We start from the raw sequence: 14446 nt of genomic DNA, 5'->3' as shown, positions 1-14446 counted from the left end.
CTGACATCTGATGAGCGCAGTCCCGTTCATCGATATACTTTTGACTAAGGCAGGCGATCGCCTCCACTCAGAATTTGTAGATGTAAGATCACCACCTTTGCAAAAGGTGGGTAAACTAATTGGGCTGAGTAGTATTGCTGTAGCCAGATATATTAGGACATCAAGCTAAGATAAAACCCTGACAATAAAAAGCTTTCAAGTCTGTCAACAGTCAACAATCAACAGTCAACAGCTATATTGCTGAGATATTAACTCATAGATAGTTCAGACATCTGCTTTTGTCGATTAGGTAGGTGATTGAAATAATCTTCCTGCAAAACGGGAAAACTATGGTTATTCCCTCACGGGTAAATTTCTATATGAGTCCCGAATAGGAAAATGCTCAAAAAATTTCGGCTGAACTTTTTGATTTTGCCCTTTTCTCTAGTCTCCTGGTTATGTGTAGGAATATTGACTAGCCCCCAGGCTGACGCGTTACCAGGACAAAGTACGGAAGAAGTAGGTACTTGGATTCAAGCCCATCCCACTCTCCGTCCCAGGGCTGGAGAAAAATTATTTGTCCAGAAAAGTGATACAGCAGCCCAGCGATTCACTTTTCAAGCATCCGTATTACCTCCTGGTAAAGTAGGATTTACCAAAGACCGGAGTCTGATTCGTAGTGAACGCATTGCCATGTACGATGCTATTAACGGCATGAGCTTGCAGCGTTTACAAGAATCCTTGCGGGTGATTTATGGGTTGGATATTTATCAAGACTTTAAACGCGCCCAAGTACTGTATGAATATCCCAACGAAAGCGCCATTAACTCAGCGCGATTGGCGAAAACCCCCATCAGGGAAGCTTTGAAGGGAGAATTACGGATGGGCGATCGCTATGCTTATTGGCTAGAAGTTGCCCAACCTAGAAACGGCAAGGCTTTTACCGGGCAAATGACTGTTTTACTCAAGAATGACTTGGACAAGTTAGAAGCAGAACTGCGAAATCGTTAGTTGGGATATGGCGATTATCTTTATATCCCCGACTTTCTAGAAGAGTCGGGGATATCTCTATTGAAAATTTCCAGGGGGTGGGTTTTGCCAAACACCAGAGAAAATACTTTCGGTAGCTAAAGCAATTCGTAACAAATCTTCCTTAAGTAGTGGTGGCCAATCTACACCAGCTCTACGTCCTGCCACAAATAGCTGTTGAGCCTTAACAGTTAACTGATAAAGTGCAAAAACTAATTCCCTGTCCAGACTAGGGGAATCTTTCAGCGCCTCAAATACTACTTTCAATGCTAATAAAATTGAGGTAATTTGACCAGGCACTGGCGGTTTTCCATGTCTCATTCGCATCAACAAGGCATCAGGGTTTTCCTCACTTGCTATTGTCTGTCCTACTAGGAGTTTGTGAGCTATCTCGTAATTCATCTATCCAGCCTAGTGTAGATGTTTACACAATTAGATACTTAATGTTATGCGAAATTTATCACTATCTAAAGTGTAAGTCTAGGATAAATATATCCTTATCCGTTAGGAGTTATCGGTCAATAGTCAACAGTTCAATATTTTTGACTATGACTAATTTGCCTAACTACAGTCAAGGCCGAATAGCTTACACCTGCTGTTCCTTCTCCTGGGTGGGTAGAGTCACCAACTAACCAGAGATGGTCAATGGGGGTACGATTCGCAAAACCAAAGGGGCCAAATGTGGGGATTCTTTGACCAATACCGCCGACTATACCGCGATCGCGTCCGGTGTAATGGGCAAAGGTGCGCGGTGTGGCAGCTTCTTGATAAATAATTGTCTCTGGTTTGAGATAAAAGTACTGGGCTAATTTGGCGATCGCATCTTCGGTAAATTTCTGTTTCAAACCTGGGTAATCGTCCGTACTCCACCACTGTTCGGGGTCTACGAAAGATGAGGCAATAATTGTAGCTTGTCCTTCTGGCGCGCGACCATCACCAGCATGACTGACAGACACAAACAAAGAATTATTTTCCCCAATGGGGCCATTAGCATCATATAAAAATTGCAAGTGTGGGGGACACTCGGTTGGGATAGCGCTAGCATCTACACCTAAATACACGACAAATGCCCCTGATGCTTGGGGGAGTTTATTGACACGCTGTTTATAGCCTGATGGAGCCTTGTCACCTAAGAGTTGCACTAAGTTCTGCACAGTCACGTTAGCAACTACGTGGTCTGCTGCTTCTGTCCAAACTTCCCCTGTTTTTTGGTTTTTAATAACAACAGCAGAGGCTTTACCGTTTTCTACCTTGATTTGTTCAACGGTATGACGCATCAATAATTTACCGCCGTCTCTTTCTAAAGCTTCGACTAGGCGATCGCTCAATACCTGCATACTACCTTCTAGGTGAAACAATCCCTGTGGTAGTTGGGACACACTCAACGCCGTTGCTGCATAAAGTAAAGCTGTCTCTTCAGCGTTGACTTGAGAATATAGCTTGAGTTGCAAATCTAAAAACGTTCTTAGTCGGTGGTCTTTTCCCAACCCACACAACCTTAAAGCATCACCCACGGTAAATAATGTAAAGGGTACAGTAACGAAGGTACTAGGTCTTATTGCTTGGGTTAACTGCCACAAATCCCACAAATTACGGGGCGGTAAAACTGGGTCGCGTCCTTGAAATTCCCAACTGGCATTAAATAAAGTAGCCATGAGTTGCCAAAATGGTTCACTCCCAGGAAATTGTTTTTGGCGTTCTTCTTGCCACTTTTGGGGGTCGCGCCAGACATTGATGGGTGTATTTTCCCCAGGTAAATAAACTGCACAAGCGGGGTCGCAAGGCGTTGCATCTGGTAAATCTATTTCCAGTTCGGAAAAGATGCGGTGATGGATTCCCCCCGGTTCTAAGCCTGCAACCTGAGTTGCACCCACATCAAAGGTGAATCCTTGGCGTTTAAATGTAGAAGCACAACCCCCAGGAACGAGGGCTTGGTCTAAGATGAGAACGCTGTAGCCACGATGGGCTAATAATGCAGCAGCCGTCAGTCCGCCAATTCCCGCACCAATCACAACTACACGGGGTTGATCTTGCTTAACAATATTAGACATTTACTTTACAAAAATTAATATTTCTACTCATAATTTTACCGCTCTCTGGGTGTCAATGGTCAGTTGTTAGTTGTGCGTTGTTTTTCTATGAGACGAAGAAAATGCCCATGCCCTAATCTCGTGGCGGATAATATGAAGTAACAGATTAGTTAACTCCCCACTACCCATGACCTCAACCCTGCGGAAACTGCCCCGACTTAATGCCCCAAAGCTACATACACTACCCAATGGTTTGACCATCATCGTGGAGCAAATGCCAGTTGAAGCCGTGAATCTCAGCTTGTGGATTGATGTTGGCTCATCTGTAGAATCTGATGCCATTAACGGTATGGCTCATTTCTTAGAACACATGATTTTTAAAGGAACTGAGCGCCTTGCCAGTGGCGAATTTGAACGTCACATAGAAGAGCGAGGTGCTGTTACCAACGCCGCTACCAGTCAAGACTACACTCATTACTACATCAACACGGCTCCTCAAGATTTTGCCAAATTAGCACCATTACAAATAGATGTAGTCTTAAATGCCAGTATCCCTGACGAAGCCTTTGAACGTGAGCGCTTTGTGGTTTTGGAAGAAATCAAACGTTCCGAAGACAATCCCCGCCGCCGTACATTCCGCCGGGCAATGGAAACAGCATTTGCACAGTTACCCTACCGTCGTCCAGTATTGGGGCCAGAGTCGGTAATTTCCCAACTCACACCCCAACAGATGCGAGACTTTCACGCTAGTTGGTATCAACCCCAGTCAATTACGGCTGTAGCTGTAGGTAATTTACCGGAAGAACAGTTAATTGAAACTATTGTCGAAGGATTTAACCAACTCAAGAAAACTCCCCCATCCCCAATCCCTCATCTCCAGCCCCTAGTCCCTACTCCTGAACCTGCATTTACAGAAATTGTGCGTCGGGAATTTGTAGATGAAAGTCTTCAGCAAGCAAGATTGATCATGGTTTGGCGAGTTCCTGGGTTGAACCAACTAGAACAGACTTATGGCTTAGATGTTTTGGCGGGTATTTTGGCACATGGAAGAACATCCAGACTAGTCCAAGACTTGCGGGAAGAAAGAGGACTCGTGACTTCGATTTCTGTCAGCAATATGAGTAATCGCTTGCAAGGGACGTTTTATATTTCCGCTAAATGTGCAGTAGAAGATTTACCAGCCGTAGAGGAAGCGATCGCCCAACATATCCGTAAACTACAAACAGAGTTAGTTACAGAAAAAGAAATCGCCCGTGTCCGTAAGCGTGTAGCCAACAGATTTATTTTTGGTAACGAAACACCAAGCGATCGCGCTGGATTATATGGATTCTATCAATCACTGGTAGGAGATTTAGAACCAGCCTTTAACTACCCAGCCCACATTCAAACCCAAGAAGCACCAGATTTACTCTTGGCTGCTAACCAATATCTTTGCCCAGAAGCTTATGGTGTAGTCGTCATGAAACCAGCGTAGTTAGGGGTGTAGGGGTTTAAGGGTGTAGGGGTGTAAGGGTTTAAGGGAAACAACTAATAGTTTAATTAAATCAAGATACCTCATAAATACTATTATTCTCCTAACCCCCATACCCCTATACTCACCACCCACACACCCCCTACACCCCTACACCCCTATACCCCCATACCCCTAATTCACAATGTGGACAGAAATAGATACGCAAATTAGCCGGGTAACTGGCGAAAAGTTTCAGAGTCAGCAGAGGCGATCGGTTAGTGGTGGATGTATTAACCAAGGCTATGCTGTATCTGATGGTACATTGATGTATTTTGTCAAACTCAACCAAGCATCTCAAGTTGCCATGTTTGAGGCGGAAGCGCTGGGTTTAGAGCAAATGTTGGCGACAAATAGCATCCGTGTCCCAAAACCAATTTGTTGGGGAATTGCGGGTAACTCTGGCTATATTGTTTTGGAATGGCTAGAAATGGGAAGCGGTAACACCAATTCCTGGGAAGAAATGGGGCGCAATTTGGCGAAAATGCACAAAGCCACTAGCCAGAAAGGGTATGGCTGGGATATGAATAACACCATTGGTTCCACACACCAAATCAACACTTGGACGGAAGATTGGACGGAATTTTATGGCAAACATCGTCTTGGTTATCAATTTCAGTTAGCTAGGCGACGGGGTGGGAATTTTCCCAAACAAGATGAGTTACTAGGTGCGCTTCCAGAACTATTGGCAGATCATGAAGTGCAACCGGCTTTAGTTCACGGTGATTTATGGGGTGGGAATGCTGGGTGTACGGTGTCTGGGGAACCAGTGATATTTGATCCAGCCACTTATTTTGGGGATAGAGAAGTTGATATCGCCATGACAGAACTTTTTGGCGGTTTCCCCGCAGCTTTTTACAAAGGTTACAACCAAGAGTTTCCCTTGGATGCTGGTTATGAACGACGGAAAACACTCTATAACCTGTATCACATCCTCAATCACTTCAATTTATTCGGCGGTGGTTATGCTTCCCAAGCCAACCGAATGATTGAACAAATTTTGCGTTGAATGGGCGATCGCATCAATTACGATATAGTTGGTTTTGTTGGTGATAGGTAATAGCTAATAGGTACTTGGTTTTTACTGTTGCCAATCACCCATTACCAAGCCTCTGGAATTGTAATAGCTAAATGCTAGACCGACCTCCTACGCAACTATCAAAACCTCGCAGGCGCTTACCTAATCAGCGTTGGCAAATTCACCTACAAAAAACTGAATTAGCCCAAAAACTAGCAGATGCGGCAAATCTTTCGCCTATTGTTTGTCAATTGCTGATTAATCGGGGTATTGAAACACCAGCACAAGCAAAAGCATTTTTAGAACCTGAATCCTTAAATTTACCTTCGCCATTAGCAGAATTTCCAGACTTGGCGATGAGTGTGGAATTATTACAACAGGCGATCGCTTCCCAAAGTAAAATAGCCATCTGCGGTGATTATGATGCAGATGGAATGACTAGCACCGCTTTACTTTTGCGTAGTCTCCGCAGTTTAGGCGCTCAAGTAGATTATGCTATTCCCAGCCGGATGCACGAAGGTTATGGTATCAATAAGCGGATTGTAGAAGAATTTCATAGTGAAGGTGTCAAGTTAATCCTCACTGTTGATAATGGGATTTCTGCATTTGAACCAATCGCTAGAGCCAAAGAACTGGGTTTAAATGTAATTATCACCGACCATCACGACATTCCCCAAAAACTACCCCCAGCCGATGCAATCCTCAACCCCAAACTTATCGCGGAATCTTCACCATATCGCGGTGTGGCTGGTGTTGGTGTTGCCTATATTTTGGCAGTATCCTTGGCACAAAAGCTAGACAAAACCAAAGGCTTAATTCAGCCGATGTTAGCATTATTCACCTTGGGAACGATCGCCGATTTAGCTCCCTTAAGTGGTGTCAACCGTCGCTGGGTAAAGCGCGGGTTAAAGCTATTACCTAAATCCCAATTACCAGGAATTAAAGCATTAATTCAAGTTGCGGGAGTACAAGCCACAGGTGGGGGTGTAGGGGTGCAGGGGTATAAGGGTGTAGGGAAAGACAAACTAATAATCCAATCCCCAATCCCCAGTCCCCAATCCCCAATCCCCAGTCCCCAGTCCCCAATCCCCAATCCCCAATCCCCAGTCCCCAATCCCCAGTCCCTCAAACCAGAGGATATCGGTTTTCGTTTGGGGCCGCGTATCAATGCGGTGGGTAGGATTGGCGACCCTTTGACGGTAATTGAATTACTGACAACAGATGATGAGGGTCTCGCGTTGGAACGGGCGATGCAGTGCGAACAGGCTAATACTAGCCGTCAGCAAATGTGCGAAGAAATTGAACAACAAGCGATCGCCCACGTAGAAGATTTGTATGCAACGTCTCTACCGCAAGACCGGGTATTAGTTGTCATCCAACCCAATTGGCATCATGGTGTAATTGGTATTGTCGCCTCCCGCTTAGTAGAACGTTACGGTGTTCCCGTCTTTATTGGTACTTATGAAAATGAAGAACTAATTCGCGGTTCAGCTAGGAGTATCCCGGAATTTAACGTATTTGAGGCTTTAGAATATTGTCACGACTTGCTGGGTAAATATGGTGGTCACAAAGCCGCCGGCGGGTTTTCTTTCCCCGCTACTAATTTACCGAAGTTGCGATCGCGTCTGCGTGAATTTGCCAATCAATGTTTGCAACTCCAACACCTCAAGCCTCTACTACAAATTGATGTTGAGGCTAACTTTAATCAAATCCATCAAGAACTGTATCAACAGTTAAATAATCTCCACCCTTGCGGTATCGATAACCCTGATCCGGTTTTCTGGACAGCCAATGTTCAAGTTGTAGAACAGCAAATAGTCGGCAAAGGCCATATCAAAGTCACACTCAGCCAAGCTATAAACGGTCAACAATATCAATTTAAGGCGATCGCTTGGCGTTGGCGTGATTATTACCCTTTACCACCAAGGTTAGACATAGCTTACAAATTGCGCGAAAATAACTTCAATGGCAATACTAGCCTGGAGTTGGAATTATTAGGTGTAAGACTGGCGCAAAAACAACTTGAAGCGCAGTCCCACCAGTTACAACTTTTTTATCAAGCTTCTCCCAAACCTTTAAGAACCGCCTTCAAGTACAATCAACGTCAATACACTTGTGGGGTTTATCAAAATAATTCTCTTCCTGAATTGAGAATTAAAAACTCAGATGGCAAAGTTCTAGTGATGCAGCCAGGAAATACAATTGGATTACTAGGAACTAGTCGTGAAGATGCCCTAGAAATTGACTTAACTTTGCCCCAATATGATTCTATTGTTCAAGCTGCTATCCAAGCCTTGTCAATGCTGAGTGCTGAGTGCTGAGTGCTGAGTAATAAATTAATTTCACCATCACCCAGCGCTCATTACTCTTATAGATTGCCGTTGCGGAATGCCAGCACAAAAATCACAGCAGGCCCAGCAATGATGATTAGTGCAACAGAGGTTAGCTGGAAAATAACTTCCCAATTGATGTTGGCTAAAGCGTCAAACATTTGTCTCTATTCCTCCCAATTGTCTTAGAATTACTCAGTTGCAGTTACAAAACCCGTATTAAATCATATCCGGCGATCGCCTGTAATATTTAATTTACTTAACAAAAGTATAGGAAAAAACACAAAATGGCAAACTGGCAATGCGTCAAACAATGTGGAGCCTGTTGTAATCTTGACCCAGCAGAACGCCCAGAAATAGAAGACTATCTCACACCAGATGAACTAGAACTTTACTTCAGTATGGTAGGCGAAGGCGGATGGTGCGTTAACTTTGACCATACCACAAGAGAATGTCGCATCTATTCAACGCGTCCCCGGTTCTGCCGTGTAGAGCCAGATATATTTCAAGATATGTATGGTATTGAGTCAGAAGAACTAAATGATTTTGCTATAGAGTGCTGTCGCCAACAAATTGAAGGGGTGTACGGTGACAGAAGTTTAGAAATGCTGCGTTTTGATAAAGCTGTGGGGATTTAAAGTTATATGAAGCTAGTTTTAATCTGAGACATCATTTTAAAGCTGCTTCCCACCAGATGCGGAGAGGATGAGTTTTAGCGGGTAGGTAGCGACCTTGCAGCCGAATTTTGTTGAGTACATTACGCAGTTCAGAGGAATCAAGCCTGGCTATTTCTGCCCAATGCTTGATGATTTCTGGGGTGGATAAAATCTGAATATTTGCAGCTTCCTTTTGTATGAATGCGATCGCCCATTATCGATGAACTGCGATCACACAATTAGCCGATTCACCATCATCACCAATAATAGCCGCATAAGTTAACCGAATCACTCATTTGAAAAACTTTTATATTTCTCCTATTTCTCGCAGGTAAACAGGTCTGGGTATAACTTGCTTAACCAGTGCTGCGTCAGCAGTCCAAAACTCAGCAGATGTCATCTCGGCACAAGCCAGAAATGCTGCATCATAAAGAGTTAATAACCCGTATTGCTCGGCAATTTCCCAACTTCTGAGGCGAATTGCTTCTTCTTCAATGTAATCAATCGGCAGTTCGCAGAAATCTTCAAAAAAGCCTAGTGCTTCCTCTGCGGTGATAACGCCCATGCGCGTTTTTTTCCGTAGCACAGACCCAACTTCTGCCCAAGCAAAAGCAGGTGCTACTAAACGTATATTTAAGCTCAGTGCTTCTGTTACTAGGGTTACAGCTTGAGATTGATAAACTTCTGGGACAAGGTAAGGAATCCAAACGCTAGTATCTAGGCACAAAACTCTAGTCACGTCTTCCCTCACCTTCTCTGAGACTGCGAATCATCTCTGTAGAACTTGGTTGTGTACCAGTTTTAGCTTTGATGGTTGCGCTACGGGCAAGAATCCGTTGATGTGCAGCCCATCCTCTTCTACGCCTGACTTCAAATTCCAATGCTTCAACAACTAAATCATTCAAAGATTCGTTGCTTCCTTTCAGTTTTCTGGCTTTGGTCAGTAGTTCAACAGGAAAACGGATGGTTAAAGCTTCACGTTTCATACAATTTATTGCAACCAAATAATGATACCACTTATTGTAACTATTCCATCTCACGAAAAAGCTGTATTTTTTTCGGTACGGTTGCAATTTATTACAACGATCTGAGAAAATGAGAAGAATATGAAAAACATCTAGTAATAAATCTACTGCCTGTGAAACTCGACTCTGCACCTGTCACCCTTGCTGGCGTAAATCCGACTATCAGCCAGCCAGAAATACAAGAAAGCACTCAGTCCCATCTGGCTACTGCAATTATTGAGCCAGTTGAGGATAGTCCTAAAAAACAGGAACCAGCTTTGGCTGTATTTGCTACAACCTTTGTGACTATTTTTCTGGCAGAAATTGGCGACAAAACCCAGTTATCAACTCTATTGATGAGTGCAGAGTCTCATTCACCTTGGGTAGTATTTCTCGGTTCGGGAGCAGCATTAATTACCACAAGTTTGTTAGGTGTACTTTTGGGTAGTTGGGTTTCTAAACGCTTCAGCCCCAAAACCTTGGATAAATCAGCCGGAATTATGCTGCTATTTATCTCCCTCACTTTGTTTTGGGATATCTTTCACGGATAATTATCAATACCTCTAAATATTATGGATTGGCATCTTTTAGGACTAAGTTTTATTACAGTTTTGTTGTCAGAATTAGGTGACAAAAGCCAGTTAGCAGCGATCGCTCTTTCTGGTCGTGGTCAGTCTGTCAAGGCTGTATTTTTCGGTACTGCTGGCGCACTCCTATTAACTAGTTTATTGGGAGCGTTAGCAGGTGGCGCAGTGTCAGAATTATTACCTACGCGAATACTAAAAGCGATCGCGGCTGTAGGATTCGCCATTCTTGCTGCTCGGCTGTTGTTTTTTAATAATGAAGAAATATCAGATTCTGAACAGACATCATAGTTTTTACAATCAAGGATTTTGGTAACTGGTAATTGGTAATTGGACTATGGAGTCTGTTTGCGACGTTAAATTGGTAATTGTAAAACTAATACATCTTCCCCTGATGCAATGAATGTTTCACCTAGTGGTAAAACAGCTATAGCGTTAGTTTGAGATAGATTCATCAAATTACCAGAACTATGGCTGCCGCCAGCTTTGTGAAACTCGTATAATCCATCAATTAGATGCAGACTTCCCCAAATATAACTTTCCCGCTTACCATCTGAGCGTAACTCATCATGCGATCGCACTTTTACAAAAACTGGTTCCCAACCTTGAGCTAATCCTGCTAATTTTTGAATTACTGGTTGCACAAATCGCCAAAATGTTACCAAAACAGCCGCCGGGTTCCCTGGTAAACCGAAGTAAATGGGGGCTTGGGGTGTGGGGAAGGTAGCGACGGTGAGGGGTTTGCCTGGGCGCATTTCTACAGAATGGATGTGAATTTTAGCGCCTAAGGAAGCTAGAATTTTCTCAACGTAGTCATAATCACCTACGGAAACGCCGCCGGAGGAAATGACGATATCGGCGTTAGCTATGGCTTTGGTGATGGTTTCTTTAAGGGCTATTGGGTTGTCTTTGACAATGCCTAATAATATGGGTTCTGCGCCACTTTGCTCGACTAAAGCTGCTAGGGCATACTGATTAGAATCGACAATTTGTCCTGGTTGTAAAGGCTGGTCAGGGGTGACTAATTCATCCCCAGTGGAAAAAATTGCTACACGAGGACGGCGGTAAACTTTTACCTGTGGGCATTGAGAAGCGGCTAATATGGCAATTTCGGCTGCATTTAATTTAATATTGGCTGGTAATAATTGTGTCCCGGCTTGATAATAAGCTGCTTTCAGTCTGACAAATTCCCCTGGTTTTGGTGTTGTGAGGATAAGCACGCGGTTATTCTCTGGGCGTGTCTTCTCTTGCATGACTACAGTATCCCCACCACTGGGCATAACTGCGCCAGTAAAGATTCGGGCGGCTTGTCCTGGTTGTAGGGTAAATTTGGGCTGATAGCCTGCGGGAATTTCTGCAACAATTTCTAAGCTAACTGGCTGTTCGGCGTGGGAGTTTTGTACATCTGCATAACGTACCGCGTAGCCATCCATCGCTGAATTGTCCCAATGTGGGAAATCTAGGGGGCTATTTATAGGTGTTGCCAAAATGCGCCCATTTGCTGCCCATAAATCGACAATTTCTGTGTCTTGTTGACTATCTAGGGTTGGTACTAGATTAAAAATAATATCTGCTGCATCCCTGACTGATGGCATGGGGGTTTGGGGGTGTAAGGGGATAGGGGTGTAGGGGTTTGAGGGTGTAGGGGTGTGGGGGTTTTTCTTAACTTATACCAATTTAATTAATGATTGCAACATATCATGGGGTGGAGACGCGATAAATCGCGTCTCTACAAATGGTTCATTAATTTTGAATTTTGAATTGATTTATGCTACTTGAAAACTAAAATTGAGACTTGCCCAGTAAATATTAAGTAGGGTGTGTTACGGCTATGAAAGGATTTGGGACTCAGAGACAAGAAAATTTAGCCGTAACGCACCATCCGGCGGTGCGTTAGGCGCGAGGATAGTTATTTTGTGACCAATCATCAGGGAAATGAGCGCCTAACACACCCTACAACAATCTTATTTTTGCTTTATAAATAACCTCTTACGCTACTTGAAAACTAAAGTTGAGACTTGCCCAGTTATTTATATCTAATACATAAGAATCTGTAGCTGTGGTGGTTGTTTCTGTTTTGACTGCACTGCTGTTATGTAAATCTTTTAGTAGCGCTTGTCCCACTTCTAAAGGATTGATTAATGTAGCTATCGGTTGTTGGTCGGCTGTGGAATATTTGGCATTATCTAAGATTTCTAGGGTGGCGTTAAAGGGTGCTGTGCTAAAAATCAGTTGGTGTTCGCATTCGTAAGCGGGGCCGGAAGTTACCCAGCCTGATGTAGGTGTTGTTTGTGGTAGAGTTACGGTTTCGTGTGGGGCAATAACTACTTGTTGGAGTTGGGGTTGATTTTCTGAATTGTTGGGTTCTTGGGGGGTTTGCCAAGGATAAAATGCGATCGCACTACGATTGTTCTTTAATCCCAATAGCATAAAATATATGGGGCGATCGCCTAAGTTTTGGATGCGGTATTGTATCCGGCTACCAATAGGGATGATGGGAATTGGTAGTGGGGGGTTGGGAGTGGGGAGTGATTTTTTTGTAACTGTTTCAGTAGAGATTGTCCTTGTGGTTTCTCTTTGCAGTATTGCCTGTGGCGATATGCTATTAACAACCTCTAAATTTACCTTGACGGGTAATCGGGAAGATCCTTGATTTTCTGTCAGTCGCCATAATTTAGCTGCCAGAAGAGTGGATAATTTTGATGATAATCGCTGGGCTGCTACTTTCACAGCTTCCCCAACTCCCCCATCTGTATTGGGAATTAGTTCACCATCCAAAGTAAACAGACCGTAGCGGCTGGGGGTTTGTGGCAGTTTCCCAAACAAATAATCGGCTGGTTGTTCTCCTGCAACTACAGTGGAAATATGACCAACACTAGCAAAGGCGCTGGTAGCATCTACTCGCTCAATTCTTTCTAGTTTAGTATCTAAGGCTAATATCAAATTAAGATTGCGGGGCAATACGCGTACAGTTTCTTGAATAAGTTGCCCTACTTGTAGGGGAAGCGTTTCTGCAAGTTTAGAGACTTGGGCTTTAGCCGTTAATCCCATAAGCGATCGCAATATTAACTGTTCTCCGGTTGCTAGAGTAAATTTAGAATTAGCACCGTAATTTTCTAAAACTTGTGCAGGTAATCCACCTAGCCATACTTGCACTGTCTTTCCATCTTCTTCTATGGACGAAATCACTCCCTCTGCACCAGCATGGCTATCTAATAGTAAATTTTCAACAGTTACCACTCCCAGTTGATTTTTCTTCTTAGTTAATAACTTTGGTTGCTGTTTACTTCCCAATTGGTGGATAGAACTTGCCGCATGGGAGAGACTGACTCTAATTGTTGTTGCTGGTGTTGACTGCCAAAGTTGTCGCGTTAGAGCATAAGTGAATAAACCTGCATTAAACCCAGACATTAATATTTCCCTAGCCGACTGCTGGGGGTCTGATGTAGCGGATAGGATAACAGCCGGGCTAAATTCAGGGGTTGGGGTTTTGATTTGTTGGCGAAAATCGATTTCTGCTGCTGTTAACCGCGTTCCAGGTGACTCTTGACGGGCGCGGATTTTTAAACCTGCTGGCTGGGTAACACTGGGAACAGTATAGCTAGTATCCAGCACTGCCATGACATGATCTGTAGGGAGCGATCGCAACAATAATAATAATGTATCTTCTAATAAATAATTAGCTATCTGAGAATCCTGTGCTTCTTGATTTTCATCAGTTGTCACTAAAGCATTTTGTAGCGTATCCGATTCTACTGGTAACTGAGTACCGTAGCCGCTAAAGTGAAAAACCACCACATCCCCCGGTTTAGCTTGCTTGACCAGGTGATCTAAAAAAGCTGCTTCAATAAATTCTCTACTTGCTTGTTCCTCAGTTAACGTCAAAATATCAGTAGCTTGAAAGCCAAACCGATGCACTAAAAGTTCTTTTTGTAGTTCCACATCAGTCAGACAACCACTAAGTGAAGAACTTTTCCGATATTGATTGATACCAATTAATAATGCTAACTTTCGCGGTGTAGGTTGTGCTAAGGCTTGATAATAGTGATTATTCATCGTTAACCACTCAGTTTCAGCCACACCCAACACCGCCAGTATTGAGCCAATCCGTTGTACAAAAGTCCGACGTTTCATAAAAACCATCAGTCCTCAGCTCGTCAGCTAACAGCTTATAGGGCTGAGGACTGGAGTGTAAACATAATTTGCCTAACGCGGTGTGCAACTTTCTCTCAAACCTAACCCCCAACCCCTTGCCTCGCAGGGAAGGGAAGTAAGATTCAAAGCCTCTCTCCGCTTCGGGGAGGTT

At 43.6% G+C, this 14446-nt stretch carries 15 protein-coding genes; 8 read left to right on the top strand and 7 right to left on the bottom strand.

Annotation, left to right across the window (positions count from 1 at the left end; genetic code table 11):
• The first annotated feature begins 10 nt into the window (after positions 1–10).
• Entirely contained in the window at positions 11–169 is a 159-nt protein-coding gene (locus tag ACM5QX_RS00890; RefSeq protein WP_414751985.1) for a hypothetical protein, read from the top strand.
• Between the two features lie 209 nt (positions 170–378).
• Complete coding sequence (locus tag ACM5QX_RS00885; protein ID WP_414751984.1) at positions 379–990, top strand: hypothetical protein; 612 nt, start codon at positions 379–381, stop codon at positions 988–990.
• Between the two features lie 57 nt (positions 991–1047).
• Here the strand turns inward: ACM5QX_RS00885 and ACM5QX_RS00880 are convergent, their stop codons facing one another.
• Positions 1048–1410 (bottom strand): Dethiobiotin synthetase, encoded by a 363-nt coding sequence (locus tag ACM5QX_RS00880; RefSeq protein WP_414751983.1) that lies wholly within the window; start codon positions 1408–1410, stop codon positions 1048–1050.
• Positions 1411–1541: 131 nt separating this feature from the next.
• Positions 1542–3059, bottom strand: coding sequence for a C-3',4' desaturase CrtD (gene crtD / locus ACM5QX_RS00875; protein ID WP_414751982.1), 1518 nt, complete (start codon positions 3057–3059; stop codon positions 1542–1544).
• A gap of 166 nt (positions 3060–3225) precedes the next feature.
• Between crtD and ACM5QX_RS00870 the strand changes: the two genes are divergently transcribed.
• From ACM5QX_RS00870 to ACM5QX_RS00860, 3 genes are all read left to right on the top strand, one after another.
• On the top strand, positions 3226–4512 hold the full coding sequence (locus ACM5QX_RS00870) for a M16 family metallopeptidase (RefSeq protein WP_414751981.1): 1287 nt from the start codon (positions 3226–3228) through the stop codon (positions 4510–4512).
• A gap of 181 nt (positions 4513–4693) precedes the next feature.
• Positions 4694–5557 (top strand): fructosamine kinase family protein, encoded by an 864-nt coding sequence (locus ACM5QX_RS00865; RefSeq protein ID WP_414751980.1) that lies wholly within the window; start codon positions 4694–4696, stop codon positions 5555–5557.
• Between the two features lie 122 nt (positions 5558–5679).
• Entirely contained in the window at positions 5680–7887 is a 2208-nt protein-coding gene (locus ACM5QX_RS00860; protein ID WP_414751979.1) for a single-stranded-DNA-specific exonuclease RecJ, read from the top strand.
• Positions 7888–7934: 47 nt separating this feature from the next.
• Here ACM5QX_RS00860 and psb30 read toward each other — a convergent pair whose 3' ends face one another.
• A complete protein-coding gene (psb30, locus tag ACM5QX_RS00855) occupies positions 7935–8057 on the bottom strand; it encodes a photosystem II reaction center protein Ycf12/Psb30 (protein ID WP_010999254.1) in 123 nt (40 codons plus the stop codon).
• Between the two features lie 126 nt (positions 8058–8183).
• Between psb30 and ACM5QX_RS00850 the strand changes: the two genes are divergently transcribed.
• Positions 8184–8534 (top strand): YkgJ family cysteine cluster protein, encoded by a 351-nt coding sequence (locus ACM5QX_RS00850; protein ID WP_414751978.1) that lies wholly within the window; start codon positions 8184–8186, stop codon positions 8532–8534.
• A 325-nt stretch (positions 8535–8859) separates the two neighbouring features.
• Here ACM5QX_RS00850 and ACM5QX_RS00845 read toward each other — a convergent pair whose 3' ends face one another.
• Positions 8860–9291: a type II toxin-antitoxin system VapC family toxin gene (locus ACM5QX_RS00845; RefSeq protein ID WP_414751977.1), complete on the bottom strand. Its 432-nt coding sequence runs from the start codon at positions 9289–9291 to the stop codon at positions 8860–8862.
• Positions 9284–9538 carry a YlcI/YnfO family protein gene (locus ACM5QX_RS00840; protein ID WP_414751976.1) on the bottom strand — a complete coding sequence of 85 codons (255 nt, stop codon included), beginning with the start codon at positions 9536–9538 and terminating at the stop codon, positions 9284–9286. Before ACM5QX_RS00840 ends, ACM5QX_RS00845 begins: the two co-directional genes overlap by 8 nt.
• Positions 9539–9690: 152 nt before the next feature.
• Between ACM5QX_RS00840 and ACM5QX_RS00835 the strand changes: the two genes are divergently transcribed.
• Together ACM5QX_RS00835 and ACM5QX_RS00830 are read left to right on the top strand one after the other, a co-directional pair.
• Complete coding sequence (locus ACM5QX_RS00835) at positions 9691–10107, top strand: TMEM165/GDT1 family protein (RefSeq protein ID WP_414751975.1); 417 nt, start codon at positions 9691–9693, stop codon at positions 10105–10107.
• A gap of 21 nt (positions 10108–10128) precedes the next feature.
• Positions 10129–10431: a TMEM165/GDT1 family protein gene (locus ACM5QX_RS00830; protein ID WP_414751974.1), complete on the top strand. Its 303-nt coding sequence runs from the start codon at positions 10129–10131 to the stop codon at positions 10429–10431.
• 65 nt (positions 10432–10496) lie between these two features.
• Here the strand turns inward: ACM5QX_RS00830 and glp are convergent, their stop codons facing one another.
• Both glp and ACM5QX_RS00820 read right to left on the bottom strand, forming a co-directional pair.
• The gene (gene glp, locus ACM5QX_RS00825; protein WP_414751973.1) at positions 10497–11735 is read right to left on the bottom strand and encodes a gephyrin-like molybdotransferase Glp; all 1239 of its coding nucleotides are present in this window, start codon (positions 11733–11735) and stop codon (positions 10497–10499) included.
• 394 nt (positions 11736–12129) lie between these two features.
• Positions 12130–14274 carry a caspase family protein gene (locus tag ACM5QX_RS00820; RefSeq protein WP_414752245.1) on the bottom strand — a complete coding sequence of 715 codons (2145 nt, stop codon included), beginning with the start codon at positions 14272–14274 and terminating at the stop codon, positions 12130–12132.
• Positions 14275–14446: the final 172 nt, after the last annotated feature.

The organism is Anabaena sp. CCY 9910, from assembly GCF_963920875.1.
In the GTDB taxonomy this organism is placed as follows: domain Bacteria; phylum Cyanobacteriota; class Cyanobacteriia; order Cyanobacteriales; family Nostocaceae; genus Trichormus; species Trichormus variabilis.
The sequence above is the reverse complement of the archived record's forward strand: the minus strand, read 5'-3'. Positions and strand labels throughout refer to the sequence as shown.